At 71.7% G+C, this 19,074-nt stretch carries 16 protein-coding genes; 7 read left to right on the forward strand and 9 right to left on the reverse strand.

Annotation, left to right across the window (positions count from 1 at the left end):
- Positions 1-77 precede the first annotated feature (77 nt).
- On the forward strand, positions 78-2,048 hold the full coding sequence (locus HHX33_RS08075; RefSeq protein ID WP_182874055.1) for a beta-propeller domain-containing protein: 1,971 nt from the start codon (positions 78-80) through the stop codon (positions 2,046-2,048).
- A gap of 62 nt (positions 2,049-2,110) precedes the next feature.
- Entirely contained in the window at positions 2,111-3,589 is a 1,479-nt protein-coding gene (locus tag HHX33_RS08080; RefSeq protein ID WP_182874056.1) for an AAA family ATPase, read from the forward strand.
- A gap of 99 nt (positions 3,590-3,688) precedes the next feature.
- On the opposite strand, the gene HHX33_RS08085 is transcribed toward HHX33_RS08080, so the two are convergent.
- Complete coding sequence (locus tag HHX33_RS08085) at positions 3,689-5,446, reverse strand: glycerol-3-phosphate dehydrogenase/oxidase (RefSeq protein ID WP_182874057.1); 1,758 nt, start codon at positions 5,444-5,446, stop codon at positions 3,689-3,691.
- A gap of 167 nt (positions 5,447-5,613) precedes the next feature.
- Here HHX33_RS08085 and nagA point away from each other — a divergent pair, with 167 nt between their 5' ends.
- Entirely contained in the window at positions 5,614-6,756 is a 1,143-nt protein-coding gene (nagA, locus tag HHX33_RS08090) for an N-acetylglucosamine-6-phosphate deacetylase (RefSeq protein WP_396784401.1), read from the forward strand.
- 85 nt (positions 6,757-6,841) lie between these two features.
- Here nagA and HHX33_RS08095 read toward each other — a convergent pair whose 3' ends face one another.
- Together HHX33_RS08095 and guaB are read right to left on the reverse strand one after the other, a co-directional pair.
- Positions 6,842-7,957, reverse strand: coding sequence for a GuaB3 family IMP dehydrogenase-related protein (locus HHX33_RS08095; RefSeq protein ID WP_182874059.1), 1,116 nt, complete (start codon positions 7,955-7,957; stop codon positions 6,842-6,844).
- A gap of 33 nt (positions 7,958-7,990) precedes the next feature.
- Complete coding sequence (gene guaB, locus HHX33_RS08100; RefSeq protein ID WP_182874060.1) at positions 7,991-9,475, reverse strand: IMP dehydrogenase; 1,485 nt, start codon at positions 9,473-9,475, stop codon at positions 7,991-7,993.
- Between the two features lie 473 nt (positions 9,476-9,948).
- On the opposite strand from guaB, the gene HHX33_RS08105 reads away from it, so the two are divergent.
- Both HHX33_RS08105 and HHX33_RS08110 read left to right on the forward strand, forming a co-directional pair.
- On the forward strand, positions 9,949-10,953 hold the full coding sequence (locus tag HHX33_RS08105) for a helix-turn-helix transcriptional regulator (protein ID WP_182874061.1): 1,005 nt from the start codon (positions 9,949-9,951) through the stop codon (positions 10,951-10,953).
- A gap of 108 nt (positions 10,954-11,061) precedes the next feature.
- On the forward strand, positions 11,062-11,439 hold the full coding sequence (locus HHX33_RS08110) for a DUF5319 family protein (RefSeq protein WP_111699860.1): 378 nt from the start codon (positions 11,062-11,064) through the stop codon (positions 11,437-11,439).
- Here HHX33_RS08110 and HHX33_RS08115 read toward each other — a convergent pair.
- From HHX33_RS08115 to HHX33_RS08140, 6 genes are all read right to left on the reverse strand, one after another.
- A complete protein-coding gene (locus HHX33_RS08115) occupies positions 11,400-11,615 on the reverse strand; it encodes a hypothetical protein (RefSeq protein WP_117408103.1) in 216 nt (71 codons plus the stop codon). The genes HHX33_RS08110 and HHX33_RS08115 overlap by 40 nt on opposite strands.
- Complete coding sequence (locus tag HHX33_RS08120; protein WP_111699861.1) at positions 11,612-12,238, reverse strand: sigma-70 family RNA polymerase sigma factor; 627 nt, start codon at positions 12,236-12,238, stop codon at positions 11,612-11,614. Before HHX33_RS08120 ends, HHX33_RS08115 begins: the two co-directional genes overlap by 4 nt.
- A 310-nt stretch (positions 12,239-12,548) precedes the next feature.
- A complete protein-coding gene (locus HHX33_RS08125; RefSeq protein WP_220501614.1) occupies positions 12,549-13,694 on the reverse strand; it encodes a hypothetical protein in 1,146 nt (381 codons plus the stop codon).
- 186 nt (positions 13,695-13,880) lie between these two features.
- Positions 13,881-15,506 carry a chaperonin GroEL gene (gene groL / locus HHX33_RS08130; protein WP_182874062.1) on the reverse strand — a complete coding sequence of 542 codons (1,626 nt, stop codon included), beginning with the start codon at positions 15,504-15,506 and terminating at the stop codon, positions 13,881-13,883.
- Positions 15,507-15,578: 72 nt separating this feature from the next.
- Positions 15,579-15,893, reverse strand: a complete 315-nt coding sequence (gene groES, locus HHX33_RS08135; protein WP_111699864.1) for a co-chaperone GroES — start codon at positions 15,891-15,893, stop codon at positions 15,579-15,581.
- Between the two features lie 281 nt (positions 15,894-16,174).
- The gene (locus HHX33_RS08140) at positions 16,175-17,017 is read right to left on the reverse strand and encodes an NAD-dependent epimerase/dehydratase family protein (protein ID WP_182874063.1); all 843 of its coding nucleotides are present in this window, start codon (positions 17,015-17,017) and stop codon (positions 16,175-16,177) included.
- Between the two features lie 136 nt (positions 17,018-17,153).
- Here HHX33_RS08140 and HHX33_RS08145 point away from each other — a divergent pair, with 136 nt between their 5' ends.
- Together HHX33_RS08145 and HHX33_RS08150 are read left to right on the forward strand one after the other, a co-directional pair.
- Positions 17,154-17,720, forward strand: coding sequence for a MarR family winged helix-turn-helix transcriptional regulator (locus HHX33_RS08145; RefSeq protein WP_259402269.1), 567 nt, complete (start codon positions 17,154-17,156; stop codon positions 17,718-17,720).
- Between the two features lie 32 nt (positions 17,721-17,752).
- Positions 17,753-18,952 (forward strand): class I SAM-dependent methyltransferase, encoded by a 1,200-nt coding sequence (locus HHX33_RS08150; RefSeq protein ID WP_310741269.1) that lies wholly within the window; start codon positions 17,753-17,755, stop codon positions 18,950-18,952.
- Positions 18,953-19,074: the final 122 nt, after the last annotated feature.

The raw sequence follows: 19,074 nt of genomic DNA on the forward strand, positions 1-19,074 counted from the left end.
CTATAGCTTGGGGCCCAAGCCGGAGGAAGCTGTTTCGGCCCGTCGAACCGGGGCCGGACGTGATCCGTCTATGGGGCATGAGGACATCGATCCGTACGGCGGGCGTGCTCGCCGCCCTGCTCGCGACGGGAGTCACGGGCTGCGCGGGCGGCCGTACGACGCAGGACCCCCCGCCGTCTCCGGTGGACCTGACCGGGAAGGTGCGGCTCGTCTCGTACACGGACTGCGCCGAGATGACGGACGGGCTGCGCCGGGCCGCCGCGCGGAACGTGACGCCCTGGGGCTTCGGCGACGCCATGCTCTTCGCGGCCCGCGAGGACGCGAGCGCGGCGAAGCAGGCGACGCCCGAGCAGTCGTTCTCCACCACCAACACGCACGAGGCGGGCGTGGACGAGCCCGACCTGGTCAAGACCGACGGCGACCGGGTGATCACGGTTACCGGGGGCGTGTTGCGCGTCGTGGACGCGCGGACCCGGCGGGTCACCGGGACGCTGCGGCTCGTCGTCGGCGACCAGCCGTGGGCCGAGGCCGACCTGCTGGTCCATGGCGACCGCGCGCTCGTGCTGTTCCAGGGCGGGGTGATCCCGTTCGGGGCGAAGGCCGCGGCCCGGGTCGGTCCCGGCGGCCCGAGGTACGTGCTCGTGGACCTGTCCGGCGAGCCACGCGTCCTCGCCGCGATGACCGCGCACGGGCAGCACGTCGACGCCCGGCAGTCCGGCTCCATGGTGCGGCTCGTCGTCCGGTCCCAGCCGGAGATCGCTCTTCCGGTGCCGAAGGAGGGCGCGTCGGAGCGGGAGATGCTCGACGCCAACCGCCGGGCCGTGCTGGCCGCCCCGGCCGACGCGTGGCTGCCGTCGTACGAGATCGAGACGGGCGGCGGCGAGACCGGCGGCGCGGGCCGCACCGAGCGGGTCGGCTGTGACCGGATCAGCCACCCCGACAGCTTCACCGGCACCTCGATGCTGACCGTCCACACGATCGACCTGGCCGCCGCCGCGCCGTTCGGTTCGACGTCACCGATCGCGGTCGCGGCCGACGGCGACACGGTGTACGGGACGGCGGGCAGCCTCTACGTCACCAGCAATCCGCAGTGGTGGACGGCCCGCCCGATCGACGTGGTGCCGGTCCCGGAGACCTCAGGGGCGGAAGCCTCGGAGGCCGCGCCCACGCCCACCGCGCCGCCCGAGCGTACGGAGGTGCACCGCTTCGACGTCTCCGGCCCCGGCGCGCCGCGTTACGTCACGTCGGGTTCGGTGCCGGGACGGCTGCTGAACCAGTACTCCCTGTCGGAGTACGACGGCCGTCTGCGGGTGGCGACGACCAGCGGCGCCGAGGTGTTCGGCGCGAGCCCGAGCACGAGCGAGAGCGGCGTGTACGTGCTCGACGCCGGCACGCTCGCCCCGACCGGCTCGGTGACGGGTCTCGGCAGGGGCGAGCGGATCTACTCGGTGCGGTTCATGGACGACCTCGGCTACGTCGTGACCTTCCGTCAGACCGACCCCCTGTACGCGCTGGACCTGCGTGATCCGGCCGCGCCGAAGGTGACGGGCGAACTCAAGATCACCGGTTTCTCCGCCTATCTCCACCCGGCGGGCGAGGGACGGCTCATCGGCATCGGCCAGGAGGCGAGCGAGGCGGGCCGGGCGCTCGGCACCCAGATCTCGCTGTTCGACGTCGCCGACCCGGCCGCGCCCGCGGTGCTGTCGCGGTTCCACCGGAAGGACTCCGGCTCGGAGGCCGAGTGGGACCCGCACGCCTTCCTCTACTGGCCCGCCACCGGGCTGGCCGTGCTCCCGCTGCAGAGCTGGGCCGGCGGCGAGATCGCGGAGAGCGCCGCCCTCGCGCTGCGGGTCGGCGACCGGGCGATCACCGAGCTGGGCGTCGTGACCCATCCGAAGCCCGCCGCGAAGAAGGGCTTCGCCCCCGACGGCCAGGGCATCCGCCGTTCCCTCGTCATCGGTGACGACCTGTGGACCCTCTCCGGCGCCGGCCTCAAGGTCAGCGACGCCGCCACCCTGGCCGACCGGGCGTGGATCCCCTTCGGCTGACGGCGCCCCTGTCACTGAAATACGGTTAAGCGAACCGTATTTCAGTGGCGGGGTGAACGCTTGTGGTAGCCAAACCGGGACACATCTTCGATCGGGACTGGGAGTGGGAGGCACTGACCTCCTTCGCGACCGGCACCCAGGCAGAGGTGGCCTTCGGCGTCGTCAGCGGCCGCCGCAGACAGGGAAAGACCTTCCTGCTCAAGAACCTGGCCGAGGCCCTCGGTGGTTTCTACTTCGAGGCGACGGAAGGCACGGAGATCGAGCTGCTCCGCCTGTTCGGCATGGCCTTGGCCAGACACACCGGCTCCCCGGTGGGTTACCCGTTCGCGGACTGGCGGGACGCGCTCACCTTCTTCTTCTCGCTGGCCGAAGACGGCCCGAAACCACTGATCATCGACGAGTTCCCGTACCTGATGAAGGCCAACCCGGCCCTGCCGTCCCTGCTCAAGCAGGAGATCGACCTGCGTGGCCGCACGCACGGAGGCACGAGCAACGCACGGGTGCTGATCTGCGGCTCCGCGCTGTCGGTCATGGGCAAGATCCTCTCCGGACAGGCGCCGCTGCGGGGCCGGGCCCGCCTGGAGCTCGTGATCCAGTCGCTGCCCTACCGGGACGCCGCCGCGTTCTGGGGTGTGCCGGACGATCCGCACCTGGCGGCGATGCTCCACGCGATCGTCGGCGGCACCCCGGCCTACCGGGACGAGTTCGTCCAGGGCGACCGGCCGGAGTCGGTCGAGGACTTCGACCGATGGGTGGTCCGTACGGTCCTCGACCGGAGGACGTCGATCTTCCGGGAAGGCCGCTACCTGCTGGCGGAAGAGCCCGACATCCGCGACCCCGCCCTCTACCACTCCGTTCTCTCCGCGGTCGCGGCGGGGAACAACACCTGGGGCGGCATCGCCGGCCACATCGGGTACAGGTCCTCCGACATCGCCCACCCGCTCAACGTGCTGGAGGACTGCGGGCTGCTGGTCAGGGAGAAGGACGCCTTCCGGTCGGGACGGACGCGGTACCGCATCGCGGAGCCGCTCATCACCTTCTACCAGGCGATCATGCGTCCGGAGTGGTCGGACCTCGGCCTCGGCCTCGCCGAGGAGGTCTGGCGGCGCTCCCGGCAGCGTTTCCTGTCGAAGGTGATGGGGCCGCACTTCGAGACGCTCTGCCGGGAGTACGCGTTGCGCCACGGCCGGGAGCACTTCGGTGAGGGCGGCATCGGCGAGGTCGCGGCCGGCACGGTGGCCGACCCCGTGGCCAGGACCCAGATCGACGTGGACGTGGCCGTCCTCGGCCCCGCCTATCCCGGCGAACCCCGGACGGTCAGGTCCCTGGGCGAGGCCAAGTGGGACAAGCTCATGGGTGTCCGCCATCTGGAGCGCCTTCGCCGGGCCCGCGACCTGCTGTCGGCGAAGGGCTACGAGACCTCCGGAACCGTGCTGACCTGCTACAGCGGCGCCGGCTTCGACGACGACCTCCGGGCCGAGGCCGCGCGGGACCCCGCCGTCCTCCTCGTGGACCTGCCGGCGCTGTACGGGCGCGCCTGATCGGCGAGGTCGGGCACTCGCCGGCGCGGCACGGACAGGGCCGGCCGGGCGTGGCACGGACAGGGCCGGCCGGGCGTGGATCCCCTTCTCCTGAGAAAGTCAGGCGGTCCCGGGCGCCTTCGCGAGGTCGCGCGGAGGCGCGACGGGGACGATCTCCGGCGCGCCGAGGCGGATCGCGTCGGCCTCCTGGTCGGTGTCCTGCTCCTGGGAGGCCCGCTCCGCCTCGACCCGCTTGGTGTAGTACTCGACTTCCCGCTTGACCTGATCGGCGTCCCAGCCGAGCGGGCCGGCCATGAGTTCGGCGGCCTCCTGGGCGACGGCGGTCCCCCGATGGAAGGTCTCGATCGAGATGCGGGTGCGCCGGGTCAGCGCGTCGTTGAGGTGCCCGGCGCCCTCGTGCGTGGCGGCGTACACGATCTCCGCGCGCAGGTAGTCGTCCGCGCCGTCGAGCGGGCGGCCCAGCGAGGGGTCCTGCTCGACGAGCGCCAGCACCTCGTCGATCAGCGAGCCGTACCGCTCCAGCAGGTGCTCGATCCGGGCCACGTGCAGCCCGGAGGACCGCGCCAGGCGGTGGCGGGAGTTCCACAGGGCCTGGTAGCCCTCCGCCCCGGCGAGCGGCACCTGGTCGGTGCACGACGGCGGGACGCGCTGGTCGAGCCCGTGCGCGACCGCGTCCACGGCGTCCGCCGCCATGACGCGGTACGTCGTGAACTTGCCGCCCGCCACCATGACGAGCCCGGCCACGGGGTGGGTGACGACGTGCTCGCGCGAGAGCTTGCTGGTCTCCTCGGACTCCCCGGCCAGCAGCGGGCGCAGCCCGGCGTACACGCCCTCGACGTCGTCCCTGGTCAGCGGCACCGAAAGGACTGAGTTGACCCGGTCGAGCAGATAGTCGATGTCGGTGCGGGAGGCAGCCGGGTGGGCCTTGTCGAGCGTCCAGCGGGTGTCGGTGGTCCCGACGATCCAGTGCCGGCCCCACGGGATGACGAACAGCACGGACTTCTCCGTACGCATGATCAGCCCGCTGAGCGAGTGGATGCGGTCGCGCGGCACCACGAGGTGGATGCCCTTGGACGCGCGCACGTGGATCTGCCCCCGGCCGCCGACGAGCTGCTGGATGTCGTCGGTCCAGACGCCGGTGGCGTTGACGACCTGGCGGGCGCGCACATCGAACTCCGCGCCCGTCTCCAGGTCGCACACGCGCACCCCGGTGACCCGCTCCCCCTCGCGCAGGAACCCCACGGCCTGCACCCGCGAGGCGACGTGCGCGCCGTACGTCGCGGCGGTGCGCAGCATCGTCATCACGAAGCGGGCGTCGTCGACCTGGGCGTCCCAGTACTGCACGGCCCCGGTGAACGCCGACCTGCGCAGCGAGGGGGCGACCCGCAGCGCCTGGCGCCGGGTGAGGTGACGGTGGCCGGGCACCCCCCGGGTGAGGCCGAAGGAGAGCCCCAGCGTGTCGTACAGGACGAGCCCGGCACCGATGTACGGCCGCTCCCAGCCCTGGTGCGTGAGCGGGAACAGGAACGGCACCGGCCTGACCAGGTGCGGCGCGATCCGCCTCAGCAGCAGGGACCGTTCCCTCAACGCCTCTCTGACCAGGTCGAAGTTGAGCTGCTCCAGATAGCGGAGCCCGCCGTGGATCAGTTTGGAGGACCGCGACGACGTGCCGGAGGCGAAGTCGCGCGCCTCCACCAGCCCCACCGAGAGCCCGCGGGTCGCGGCGTCGAGCGCGACGCCCGCCCCGACCACCCCGCCGCCGATCACGACCACGTCGAGTTCCTGCGCCGCCATCCGCGCCAGGGCGGCGGTCCGTTCCTCCGGACCGAGCCGCCCCGTCCCCATCCTCGCCGTCATAGGGCTCCCTCTGTACGCCCTTCGCCTCTGCCGTGGTAAATCTACCCGCCGGTAGTTACCCCGGAATCCCCCTATGTCCCACCCTTCTGAAGGATCTACCGAGGCGCCGGGGACCCCAGCCCATGCGGTGACACCCCGCGCGGCGGGCGCGGGCCGTACGCGGAAGGATGGGCGGCATGAGCGTGACTCTCTCCGATGCCCGTGTCGTCACTCCCGACGGCGTCCACGACGGCTGGCTCACCATCGAGGACGGCAGGATCACCCACATCGGGCGCGGGCAGGCGCCTCGCGACGGGTACGGCCTGGGCGGGCGCACGGTCGTCCCCGGCTTCGTGGACATCCACAGCCACGGCGGCGCGGGCGGGAGCTTCCCGGACGGCGACCCGGAGACCGCCGCCGAGGCCGCCGCCCTCCATCTGAGCCGCGGCTCGACCACCCTCGTGGCCAGCCTGGTCACCGCCGCGCCCGGCACGCTCGCGCGGGCCGCGTCGGTGCTCGCCGACCTGTGCGAGCAGGGCCTCGTCGCCGGCATCCACTTCGAGGGGCCGTACATCGCGAGGTCGCGCTGCGGCGCGCACGAGCCGACGCTGCTGCGCGAGCCCGACGTGGCGGAGTTCCGGGCGCTGGTGAAGGCCGGGCGGGGCCATGTCCGGATGCTGACGATCGCGCCGGAACTGCCGAGCGCGCTCGACGTAGTGAGGGAGGCCGTCGCCGAGGGCGTCGTCGCCGCGCTCGGCCACAGCGACGCCACCTACGAGCAGACGCTCGACGGCGTCGAGGCGGGCGCGACCGTGGCGACCCACCTCTACAACGCGTTGCCGCCGCTGGGCCACCGCGCGCCCGGGCCGGTCGCGGCGCTGCTGCAGGACGAGCGGGTGACGGTCGAACTGATCAACGACGGCGTCCACGTCCATCCGGCCATGCTGCGCCTGGCCATGGACGCAGCGGGCGCGGACCGCACCGCGCTGATCACCGACGCGATGGCGGCGGCGGGCATGGGCGACGGACGCTATCCGCTCGGCCCGATGACGGTGGACGTGAAGGACGGCGTGGCCCGCCTCGCCGAGGGAGGCGCGATCGCCGGGAGCACGCTCACCATGGACGTGGCGTTCCGCCGTACGGTGCGGGAGGTCGGGCGCTCACTCGTGGACGCCGCCCGGATGGCCTCCCTCACCCCCGCGCGGGTCCTCGGCCTGGACGGCGAGACCGGCTCGATCACCGTCGGCAGATACGCCGACCTCGTCGTGCTCGACGAGGACCTGGGCGTCGCGGGTGTGATGAAGCGGGGCGTCTGGGTCCGCCGCCCCTGACCGAGCCCACCCCGCGCAGGCCCTTATTGAGTTCGGAGAAGCCGAGGGCCGGGCCGCACTGCGGCCCGGCCTCCCTGGCGACGGCTCAGCGCTGGGGCGGCGCGACGACGACCTCGACGCGCTGGAACTCCTTGAGGTCGGAGTATCCGGCCGTGGCCATCGTGCGCCGCAGCGCGCCGAGCAGGTTCATCGAGCCGTCGGCCAGCGACGACGGGCCGTGCAGGATCTCCCGCAGCGTGCCGATCGTGCCGAACTCGACGCGCTTGCCGCGCGGAAGCTCGGGGTGGTGGGCCTCCGAACCCCAGTGGAAGCCGCGGCCGGGGGCCTCGCTGGCCCGGGCGAGCGGGGAGCCCACCATCACGGCGTCGGCGCCGCAGGCGATGGCCTTGGCGATGTCCCCGGAGCCGCCCATGCCGCCGTCGGCGATGAGGTGGACGTACCGGCCGCCCGACTCGTCCATGTAGTCGCGGCGGGCCGCCGCGACGTCGGAGATCGCGGTGGCCATCGGCACGACCACGCCGAGCACGTTGCGGGTGGTGTGTGAGGCGCCGCCGCCGAAGCCGACCAGCACGCCGGCCGCGCCGGTCCGCATGAGGTGCAGCGCGGCGGTGTACGTCGCGCAGCCGCCCACGATCACCGGGACGTCGAGTTCGTAGATGAACTGCTTGAGGTTGAGCGGCTCGGCCCGGCCGGACACGTGCTCGGCGGAGACGGTCGTGCCGCGGATGACGAAGATGTCCACGCCCGCGTCGATGACGGCCTTGTGGTGCTGCACCGTCCGCTGGGGCGACAGCCGTACGGCGGTGGTGACGCCCCCGGCGCGGATCTCCTCGATCCGGCGGCCGATCAGCTCGTCCTTGATGGGCGCCGTGTAGATCTCCTGCAGCCGCCTGGTCGCGGCGGCCCGGTCGAGGGTGGCGACCTCCTCCAGCAGCGGCGCCGGGTCCTCGTAGCGGGTCCAGAGCCCTTCCAGGTCGAGCACCCCGAGGCCGCCCAGGCGGCCGATCTCGATCGCCGTCGCGGGCGACACGACGCTGTCCATCGGGCTCGCCACGAGCGGAGAGTCGAAGCGGTAGGCGTCGATCTGCCAGGAGATCGACACCTCCTCCGGGTCGCGGGTGCGCCGGGAGGGCACGATGCCGATCTCGTCCAGCGCGTAGGCCCGCCGCCCGCTCTTGCCGCGCCCGATCTCCTGAGTCATATCGCCTTTTCTTCCGTTTCTTCCGGTACTGGCCTATCGCCGATGGTAGTTCGGGGCCTCGACCGTCATCTGGATGTCATGCGGGTGGCTCTCCTTGAGCCCGGCCATCGTGATCGGCATGAGCTGCGCCTTCTCGTGCAGCTCCTCAATCGTCCGGGAGCCGGTGTACCACATGCCCTGCCGGAGGCCGCCGACGAGCTGGTGGGCCACCGCCGCGGCCGGGCCGCGGTAGGGCACCTGGCCTTCGATGCCCTCGGGGATGTACTTGTCCTCGCCGGACACGTCGGCCTGCGCGTACCGGTCCTTGCTGAACGACGCGCCGCCGCGCTCGCGGTTGCGCACCGCGCCGAGCGAGCCCATGCCGCGGTACGACTTGAACTGCTTGCCGTTGATGAAGATCAGCTCGCCGGGCGACTCCTCACAGCCGGCGAGCAGCGAGCCCAGCATGACCGTGTCGGCCCCGGCGGCCAGCGCCTTGGCGATGTCGCCCGAGTACTGCAGGCCTCCGTCGCCGATCACCGGGATGCCGGCCGGGCCGCAGGCCAGCGCCGCCTCGTAGATCGCGGTGAGCTGGGGCGCGCCCACACCCGCGACGACCCGGGTGGTGCAGATCGAGCCGGGCCCCACGCCCACCTTGACAGCATCGGCGCCCGCGTCGACCAGCGCCTGCGCCCCCGCGCGGGTGGCCACGTTGCCGCCGATGACGTCGACCCGCCCGTTGTTGGCCTTGACCTTGGCGATCATGTCGCACACGCCGCGCGAGTGCCCGTGCGCCGTGTCGACGATGATGACGTCGGCGCCCGCCTCGATGAGGGCCATCGCGCGCTCCTCGGCGTCGCCCGCCACGCCCACCGCGGCGCCGACCATGAGGCGCCCGTCGGCGTCCTTCGTGGCGAGCGGGTACTGCTCGCTCTTGGTGAAGTCCTTGACCGTGATCAGGCCCTGGAGGCGGCCCGCCTCGTCCACGAGGGGAAGCTTCTCGACCTTGTTCTGCCGCAGCAGCCGGAAGGCCTCCTCGCGGTCGACGCCCACCGGAGCCGTCACCAGCGGCATCGGGGTCATGACGTCGCGCACGGCCTTGCCCTGGTCGCTCTCGAAGCGCATGTCGCGGTTGGTGACGATGCCCACGAGCACGCCGTCCGCGTCGGTGACCGGGACGCCGGAGATCCGGTAGGTCGCGCACAGCCGTTCGACGTCGGCGAGGGTGTCCTCGGGGGAGCAGGTGACGGGGTTGGTCACCATTCCCGCCTCCGACCGCTTGACCAGGTCGACCTGCTGCGCCTGCTCCTCGATGGAGAGGTTGCGGTGCAGTATGCCGATCCCGCCCTGCCGCGCCATGGCGACCGCCATGCGCGCCTCGGTGACCGTGTCCATCGCGGCCGAGACCAGCGGGATGCGCAGCGTGACGTTCCGGGACAGCCGGGTCGTCGTGTCGGCCTCGCCCGGCTGCAGGTCCGAATAGGCGGGAACGAGGAGCACGTCGTCGAACGTGAGTCCCGGTTCGGTGAACTTGGCCATCTGACTGCACCCTCCTGCCCTGGATCCCTCGCCAGACCCGAGGTCAGTCTAGTGGCCGCCCCAAACCGCACCGGGCACACCTGTCAAGGGGGACGGCACAAAAAGTGGGGGGACCGGATTCCGGTCCCCCCACTCAGGGCGCGTCCCGCCCGCCGCACTCGTCGAGCCCCCCTCCGCGCCCGGCCGAGGCGGCGTTCCGGTTAACGCTGCGTTAAGGATGCGTCACGCAGCGTCCATGCGCAATGTCGCAAGTTGCAACTGCACAAAGATGCATTCCCCGCTATTTTGAAGATCCACCCGGAACAAATACAAACCATCGCATTCATACATAAACAATCGGGCGCGGTGATGCCGAATGTGCGAACGGAACGGACAACACGAAAAGGCCGGGCTATTCTCACGGCCCGAGGCGTGACGGGGATGTGAGCGGGGGGTTCGCGCTTCCGGCCAGTGCGACCACCGACGGAGCGAGCATGAGTACGACGGGAAACGCCACCCCGCGGACCGGCCCATTCGAAAGCCTCGGGCTCTCCCCCGGCCAGGCGGCCCTCTACGCGGCCGCGCTCCGCCTCCACCGGGCCACCCCGGCCGAGCTCGCCGAGGCCGTCGACCGGCCCGCCGCCGACGTGCTCGACGCCCTCGACGCCCTCGTACGGCTCGGCGCGGTCGACCGGTGGCGGGAGGAGGTCGTCGCGCGGCATCCCGCCGCCGTGATCGGGCGGCTGCTCACCGAGCGGCTGGACCGCATGGCGCGGGAGAGCCGGCGGCTCGACGAGATGATCGCGGCGGCCGGGCGCCTGACCCGCCACTACGACACCGGGCGCGACTGGCGGGGCGGGGGGTTGCCGGTCGAGCCGGTCAGCGGCGCCGACGCGCTCTACGAGAGCGTCATCGGCCACGCGCTGCAGGCGCCTCCAGCCGATCTGGTCATGGCGGTCCCGGACCACCGCACCGTGGTGCGCTTCGCCGACGCCCACAGCGCGCAGTGGATCCGGGCCGCCGCGGACGGCGTCGTGCGGCTGCGTGCGATCGTCCCGCACGCCGCTCTGTCGTCTCCCGCCGTACGGGAGATGTATGAACGGTTCACGGCGGCGGGGGCGAATCTGCGCGCGCTCGACGAGGTGCCGAGCTGGTTCCTCGCGCTCGGCGACGGCACCGCCTGGCTGCCCGCCCAGTGGGGCGTTCCCCTGCCCGACAACGCCTACAACTGCTGCGTCGTCCGCGCCCCGGCTGCGGCGGGAGCCCTGCGGGCGCTGTTCGGGGAGCTGTGGGCCCGGGCCGCCCCGATCTCCCCGCACAACGGCGCCCGGCAGGTGCTGCGACTCGCCGCGCAGGGGCTGTCCGACGACGCCGTCGCCCGCTGTCTCGGCGTGTCAGTACGCACGGTACGGGCCAGATTCGCCGAGGCGATGGCGGAGCTGGGCGCCCAGTCCCGCTTCCACGCCGGGGTCGAGGCGGCCCGCCGCGGCTGGCTGTGACCCGGCCGCGGACCCCGCCGCGAGGCACGCTGCCGGAGCGAAGGGCCTGACGAGCAGATGAGGCGCACTTTCGCTCCTGGAGGGGGCCGTGGTCATAAGGTGGGATGCGTGCTGGAAGACGTCCCCCGCGACCCGTTCGCGGATGACCCTGACGACCCCGCGGCGGAGCTCGGGTCGGCTGACGACGTGGAACCGCTGACGCTCGCCGAGCGCGACGAGGCACTGACCGATCTCGCCGACGTGGAGGTCTTCCGTTCCCTGCTCGAACCCCAGGGCGTGCTCGGGCTGGTCCTCGACTGCCCCGAGTGCGGCGAGCAGCACTACTTCGACTGGGACCTACTGCGCGGCAACCTGCGCCAGATGATCGACAACGGCCGGCCGCAGGTCCACGAGCCCGCCTTCCAGCCCGATCCGTCCGACTACGTGAGCTGGGAGTACGCCCGGGGCTACGTGGACGGCGTGATCGACACGGAGGAGAGCCGCTGACTGTCCACGTCGGCGACCAGGGCGCCGAGCAGCCGGAGGGCCGCGTCGGTCCCGCTCAGGGCCTCCCGGCGGGCGAGGGCGTCGAGGAGGGCGTCCGTCCGCGTTACGTCGCCCTCCATGTCGGCATCGCCGTACGACCCGGGAAGGCCCGCCGTACGACGACGTTTCATGGTCACGCAATCGACTCCAGCTCGGCCAGCTGCCGGAGCCTGGCGAGCGCACGATGCTGCGCGACCCGGACGGCACCAGGGGTCATGCCGAGTACATTACCCGTCTCCTCGGCGGAAAGGCCCGAGACGACCCGCAGGATGAGAAGCTCGCGCTGGGTGTCCGGCAGCCGGGCCAGCAGGTCCCGGGCGTGCTGCGCCTCGATGTAGCGCACCACGGTCTCCTCCGGCCCCGGGCCCTCGTCGGGCCCGTCCGGCAGGTCCTGCGTCGGCACCGCGGAGCGCACCGAACTGCGCAACGCGTCCGCCACCTTGTGCGAAGCGATGCCGAACACGAACGAGGCGAAGGGGCGGCCCATGTCGCGGTAGCGCGGCAGCGCCGACAGCACCGCGATGCACACCTCCTGAGCCACGTCGTCGGCGATGTGGTACTGACCGGAGACCCTCCCCAGCCGGGCCCTGCAGTACCGGACCACCATCGGGCGCAGTTGTCCCAGCAGTGATTCGATCGCGGTGCGATCTCCTTGTACGGCAAGGCTGGTCAGTTCCCTGAGGTCGGACTCATCCGATCTCGTCGCAAGCCTTACCCCAGTTGCGGCGTCGGCGACGCATCCCTCGGTCACGTTAGGCATGATGCCCGCCGCGATCGTTCATGTCGTCATGGTTAACGGCTACGGATTGGTCACATTGACGCGGTGATAACCCTTTGTAATCAATCGATCACGAGACCGTTGGAACATTCCAACCAGAATGACCAAAACGAGAGATATATACCGGATGCCTTGACAGGTAATAAGAAGTATGCGGCGTCTGCCTATTGCCGCGCGGCGCCTCCGGCGCGTACGTCACCGGTATGGACCGCACCGGCCGGGCGCGCCCCCGCCGGGGAGCCGGCGCGTACGCCCCCGGTATAGACCGCGCCCCCCGCTCGGGCGCCGGCCCTCATCGGAGGGTGGAGGAGACCACCCTGGGCGCGCGGCCGGCGCCGAGGTAGAAGACGCCGGGGAAGCCGCGCGTCTCGAACTGCCCGCTGACGTTGCGGCGCAGCGTGGAGTGCTCGATGCGCAGCGTGCCGCTGCGGTCGTTGCTGACGAAGAACACCGCCCCGCCGCCCTCGTTGGCGTGGTTGCCGGTCATCAGCGAGCCGGCGATCCGGATGGTGTACCTGTTGCCGTCCGCGTACACGGCCCCGCCGTTGCCGCCGCCGGGGGTTCCGGCCTTGGCCGGGTTGGCGCCGCGTCCGACCGCCCGGTTCCCGATGAAGACGCTGTTGAGGATCTGCCAGGACACGCCGATGCCGCTCAGCGCTCCCCCGTTCGAGCACACGCCGTTCTCGAAGGTGCTGCCCGCGACGTACACCGGCAGGTCGTGCCACTGGTCCAGCACGCGGATCGCCGCGCCGCCGAGGTCGGGGCCGGTGCGGTCGCAGCGGTTGCGGACGAACCGCGAGTTGACCACCGTGAGCCTGCCGCCGCGGGCGAAGACCGCGCCGCCACCGCCGCCGTCGGTCCTCTCGCCGGTGGAGTCGCCGTCGGCGAACGTCAGGTTCTGCAGGGTCAGCGCGGGTGTCCGCTGGTCGTCGCAGTGCGAGGTCGTCCACACCTGGGCCCGGTCACAGGTGTTCATGTAGAGGATGCGCCGTCTGCCCGTGCCGCTGAGCGTCACCTTCCCGCCGCCGTCGACGACGACGCGGGCGCTGGTGTTGCGGACCTTCGCCGTGGCGGTGAGCCTGATGGTCACCGGGCGGGGGCCGCAGGAGAAGGTGATGACGCCGCCGCGGGCGACGGCCCTGACGAAGGCCTGGGAGGTGCAGCTCGCGGGCGTGCCCCGGCCGACGACGGTGGTGGGGCGCGAGACGTCCGCGGGCCGCGCCTCGGGCGGCACGGGCACCTTTCCTCCGAGGCTCCCCGCCTGCGTTCCCCCGAGACTCGCCGCCTGCGCCGGTACGGATTCCGCGACGGCGGGCGGAGCCGTCAGCCCGGCCAGTGTCAGCCCGGCCAGCGTCACCCCGGCCAATGTCGCCCCGCGAACGGAGAGACCGGCACCCGGCACCAGCGCGGCGGCAAGAGTCCTGCGTCCGAATCGCACGCCGACGATCGTATTGACCCAGATTCGGCAGATAGGCGGTTTCGGGGAAACTCCCGGAGAAAGCGCGCGCCCCGCGGTCCACCCGTGAGGGCGGCGCGGGGCGCGGTTGCCGATTCGATCGGTCGACTCTGCCGAGCGGCTCCCGATCGATCGCCTTCGATCAGGGACCGTCGATCAGGCCGTCGATCAGTGGCCGTGACCGTGGCCGTGACCGTGCCCGCCGGCGGCGGCCGGGGCCTCCTCCTCGGGCTTGTCCACGACGAGGGCCTCGGTGGTCAGCAGCATGCCGGCGATGGACGCGGCGTTCTGCACGGCCGAGCGGGTCACCTTGACGGGGTCGATGACGCCCTGGGCCACCAGGTCGCCGTACTCGCCGGTGGCGGCGTTCAGACCCTCGCCGGCGTTCAGCGCGGCGATCTTCGTCGTGACGACGTACCCCTCCAGGCCCGCGTTCTCGGCGATCCAGCGCGCCGGCTCGACCAGGGCCTTGCGGACGATCGAGACGCCGGTGGCCTCGTCGCCGGTCAGGCCGAGGTTGTCGAGCTCCTTGGACACGTGCACGAGCGCGGAGCCGCCACCGGAGACGATGCCCTCCTCGATCGCGGCGCGGGTCGCGGAGATCGCGTCCTCAAGGCGGTGCTTCTTCTCCTTCAGCTCCACCTCGGTCGCGGCGCCGACACGCAGCACGCAGACACCGCCGGCGAGCTTGGCGAGGCGCTCCTGGAGCTTCTCGCGGTCCCAGTCGGAGTCGGACTGCTCGATCGCGATCTTGATCTCGCGGATGCGGTCCTCGATCGCCTGGGCGTCACCGGCACCGTCGACGACCGTGGTGGTGTCCTTGTTGACCACGACGCGGCGGGCCGTGCCGAGGACCTCCAGGCCCACGTGCTCCAGCTTCAGGCCGATCTCCTCGCTGACGACCTGGCCGCCCGTGAGGGTGGCGATGTCCTGCAGCATTGCCTTGCGGCGGTCGCCGAAGCCCGGAGCCTTGACGGCGACGGAGGTGAAGGTGCCGCGGATCTTGTTGGTCACCAGGACGGCCAGGGCCTCGCCCTCGACGTCCTCGGCGATGACCAGAAGCTGCCGCTTGGTCTGGGCGACCTTCTCCAGCAGCGGGAGGAAGTCCGCGATGGAGGAGATCTTGCCCTGGTGGATCAGGACGTACGGCTCCTCGAGCACCGACTCCATGCGCTCGGGGTCGGTGACCATGTAGTGCGACAGGTAGCCCTTGTCGAACTGGAGGCCCTCGGTGAACTCCAGCTCCAGGCCCATCGCGTTGGACTCCTCGACGGTGATGACACCGTCCTTGCCCACCTTGTCGAAGGCCTCGGCGATCAGGCCGCCGATCTTCGCGTCCTGCGCGGAGATCGTAGCGACATTGGCGATCTCCTTCTTGTCCTCGACGTGGCGGGCGCTGCCGAGCAGCCGCTCGCTGACGGCCTGCGCGGCCTTGTCGATGCCGCGCTTGAGCGACAGCGGCTGCGCGCCGGCCGCCACGTTGCGCAGGCCCTCGCGGACCATTGCCTGGGCCAGGACGGTCGCGGTGGTGGTGCCGTCACCCGCGATGTCGTTGGTCTTGGTCGCCACCTCCTTGGCGAGCTGGGCGCCCAGGTTCTCGTACGGCTTCTCCAGCTCGACCTCGCGAGCGATGGTGACACCGTCGTTCGTGATCGTCGGGGCACCGAACTTCTTGTCGATGACGACGTTGCGGCCGCGCGGGCCGAGGGTCACCTTGACGGCGTCGGCGAGAGCGTTCACACCACGCTCGAGAGCGCGCCGCGCGTCCTCTTCGAACTCCAGGATCTTCGGCATTCAGGTCTCCTTGTGAGCACGTCGGAGCCCCGGGTACGTGGACCCGGGGCTCCTCATGGCTTGCGCGGCCTACTACTTCTCGATGATGGCGAGCACGTCGCGAGCCGAGAGCACCAGGTACTCCTCGCCGCCGTACTTGACCTCGGTGCCGCCGTACTTGCTGTAGAGGACGACGTCGCCCTCCTTGACGTCGAGCGGAATGCGCTTCTCGCCGTCCTCGTCCCAGTTGCCCGGGCCCACGGCGAGCACGCGGCCCTCCTGCGGCTTCTCCTTGGCGGTGTCCGGGATGACCAGGCCGGAGGCGGTGGTCTGCTCGGCCTCAAGCGGCTGGACCACGATGCGGTCGCCGAGCGGCTTAACGGGAACCTTGGTGGCGGTCGTCACGATCGGACCTCCCCTTCAGATTGCGATGAATGAGCTGAAGAGGCGACCAGCGGCCTGCCGTCGCGGGTGTCAGACCTGTCTCGTCGCTGTTGGCACTCTCAATGGCAGAGTGCCAACACGAAACAGTATGCAAGTGGCGCGTGACAGTCAACACGAACCCGCCCCGCAGGTCAGACCCACCTCCCGGCAACGCGTCCGAGAGCTCCCGTTCAGCCCTCCGCCGCCTGCGCGTCACCACCGCGACCCCCGGCGCCCCACGGCGGCGACTCCGGCCCGCGGGCCGGTCAGGCGCGGGTGGCGTACGAACCGGAGCGGACCTCGTCGACGAGGCCGGGCCTGCTGGGGCTCCAGCCGAGGTCCTTCCTCGCGAGGTCGCCGCTCACCACCTGGCTCAGGGCGAGGCCCTCGGCGAACGGGCGGCCGAGCACCTCGCTCGCCTCGTCGATCGGCCACGGCACGGCCTTCCCGCTGCGGCCGGCGGCCGCGGCGGCGTCGGCGACGCTCACCGCCTCCTCGGCGACCGCGTGGAAGAGGCTGCCCGGCGCGGCCTTCTCGATCGCGAGCACGATCAGGTCCGCCAGGTCGTCCACGTGTACGGTCGACCAGGTCGGCGCCGGGCCGCCCGCGTGGACGTACCTGCCGTCCTCCCCGCCGGGGGCGGCGAGCAGGGCGGGGATTCCCGCGCCCCGGCCGTAGACGACGCCGGGCCGGACGACGACTCCGCCCCCGTCAAGCACGAGCCTCTCCACCCGCGGCCGGTAGCCGGACAGGGCGATCGGGTCGACCGGGGCGTTCTCGTCCGCCGCCTCGGTGGTGGCGCCGAGCACCCACACGCCGCTGATGTAGACCAGTCGCGCGCCGCCGCCGGCCAGCGCCTCGATCGCGGCGACGTCCACCGCCTCGTCCCCGACGGGGTTCGCGGCGTGGACGACGACGTCGATGTCGGAGGTCACCGCCTTCGCGAGCGTCTCGGGCTCATGGAGGTCGCCGTGGCGCACCTCGCCGGGCAGGGCGGCCTCGCGCGGCTTCGGCCGGACCAGCGCCACCACGTCGTGCCCGTGCTCGGAGAGCCGCTCCGCGAGCGCCGACCCGATGTACCCCGTCGCGCCGAGAAGCAGAACCTTCATCGTTTCACCTCTAAAATTTCGATGTCTGACTTTTCGATTCGGAGGCTAGCTTAGGAGGGGTCGACATTTCAACGTCGAAGTAAGCGTTACGATGAGACGAGGAGGAGCGGCGGGTGGACCTTCGGCCGCGCGCATCATGGACGACAACCTCATGAACGGCACCACCGGGAACGGCACCGGGAACGGCACAGTAGACGACGCCGTGAACGACGCCGTCGACCAGATCCTCAGCGGCTGGGCCCGGGTGCGTCCGGACGTGGACTGTTCGGCGATGGGCGTCGCCGGGCGGATCTCCCGGGCGTCCCGCCTGTTGGAGAAGGGCGTCAAGGAGCACTTCGCCCGGTACGACCTGGAGCCGTGGGAGTTCGACGTGCTCGCCACCCTTTTCCGCGCCAACTTCGAGCACCGGCTCTGCATGGGCGACCTCGCCGCCGCCGCGATGGTGAGCTCGGCGGCCCTCACCAACCGGGTGGACCGCCTCACCGCCAAGGGGCTGGTGCACCGGGAGGTCTCGCCGTCGAACCGCCGCATGGTCCTGATCACCCTCACGGACCGGGGCCACGCGATGGTCGACGAGTTGCTGGAGGGCCACGTGGCCAACGAGGACCGGCTGCTCGCCGGTCTCACCCCGGAGGACCGGGAGCAGCTGTCCGGCCTGCTCTGCAAGCTGCTCGCCTCCCTCGGCGACGTACGCACCTGCTGAGAGCACCGGCCGCGGGCGATAGCGTCGCGAGCGTGGACCTGGAAGCCTTCCGCATGCTGCTCGCCCCCGCCGGACGCGGGGCCCTGGACGACGCCGCGAGAATCCTCGCCGACGGCGCGGACCCGGTGGCGGCCGCGAGCGCGCTGCGCCGATCCCACTCCCCCGAGCTCACCGCCGCGGCGCTCACCCAGGCGTCGCTGCGGCGGCGTGCCGAGGCGAAGTTCGGCGCCGACGCCGCCGTCATGTACTTCACCCCGCACGGACTCGAGCAGGCCACGCGGCCCGAGGTCGCCGCCCACCGCGCCGCCAGGATCAGCGCCGCCGGGATCGGCGCCGCCGGAGTGGGGCCGGGCGTGCTCGACGTCTGCTGCGGCATCGGCGGCGACCTGCTCGCGCTGGCCCGCGCGGGATACTCGGTGGACGCGCTGGACCTCGACCCGCTGACCGTGGAGATCGCCCGTGCCAACGTGGCGGCGCTCGGCCTGTCCTCCCTGGTGACCGTGCGTACGGCGGACGCCGCGGCGGCCGGCCCGGCGGGGTACGACCTGCTGTTCGCCGACCCGGCCAGGAGGGGGGCGAGAGGACGGACGTTCGACCCGATGGCCTACTCCCCCGCGTGGCCGGTGGTGCTCGACCTGGTCGCCCGGGCTCGGGCCGCCTGCCTGAAGACGGCCCCCGGCATTCCGTACGAGTTCATCCCGGAGGGCGCCGAGGCCGAATGGGTGTCGTACCGGGGCGAGGTGAAGGAGGCGGCCATCTGGACCGGGATGGGCACGGGCGGCCGCCGCGCCACCCTGCTGCCCTCCGGCGCCACGCTCACGGCCTCGGGCGCGGAGGCGGAGACCGGGCCGGTGAGCCGGTATCTCTACGAGCCCGACGGCGCCGCCGTACGGGCGCACCTGGTCGCCGAGGTGGCGGCCCTCGTGTCGGGCCACCTCGTCGATCCGCGCATCGCCTACATCACCGGCGATCGGCTCGTGCCCACGCCGTGGGCGGCGTGTTACGAGGTCACCGACGTGATGCCGTTCTCGCTCAAACGGCTGCGCGCCGCGCTGCGCGAGCGCGGAGTCGGCACGGCGACGATCAAGAAACGTGGATCCGCGGTCGACGTCGAACGCCTGCGGAAGGACCTGCGACTGTCCGGGAACGAGTCCGTGGTGATAGTGCTCACCCGGATCGAGGACCGGCCCTTCGCGCTGCTTTGTCAGCCTGTGACCAGCCAGAAGGGCTGAACTCCCGGCAATTCACCGGCAATCATCGCCTTTCTCAGTCCACGCCTGATGGCTGCGGGTCAGGGCCTAAAGTTGGCCGTCGGGCAGTGCCGCCTGCTCGTTCGTCTGCGCGAGACCGGGCC

Origin of the sequence: Microbispora sp. H10670 (assembly GCF_014161385.1) — a bacterium.
Lineage (GTDB): Bacteria > Actinomycetota > Actinomycetes > Streptosporangiales > Streptosporangiaceae > Microbispora > Microbispora triticiradicis.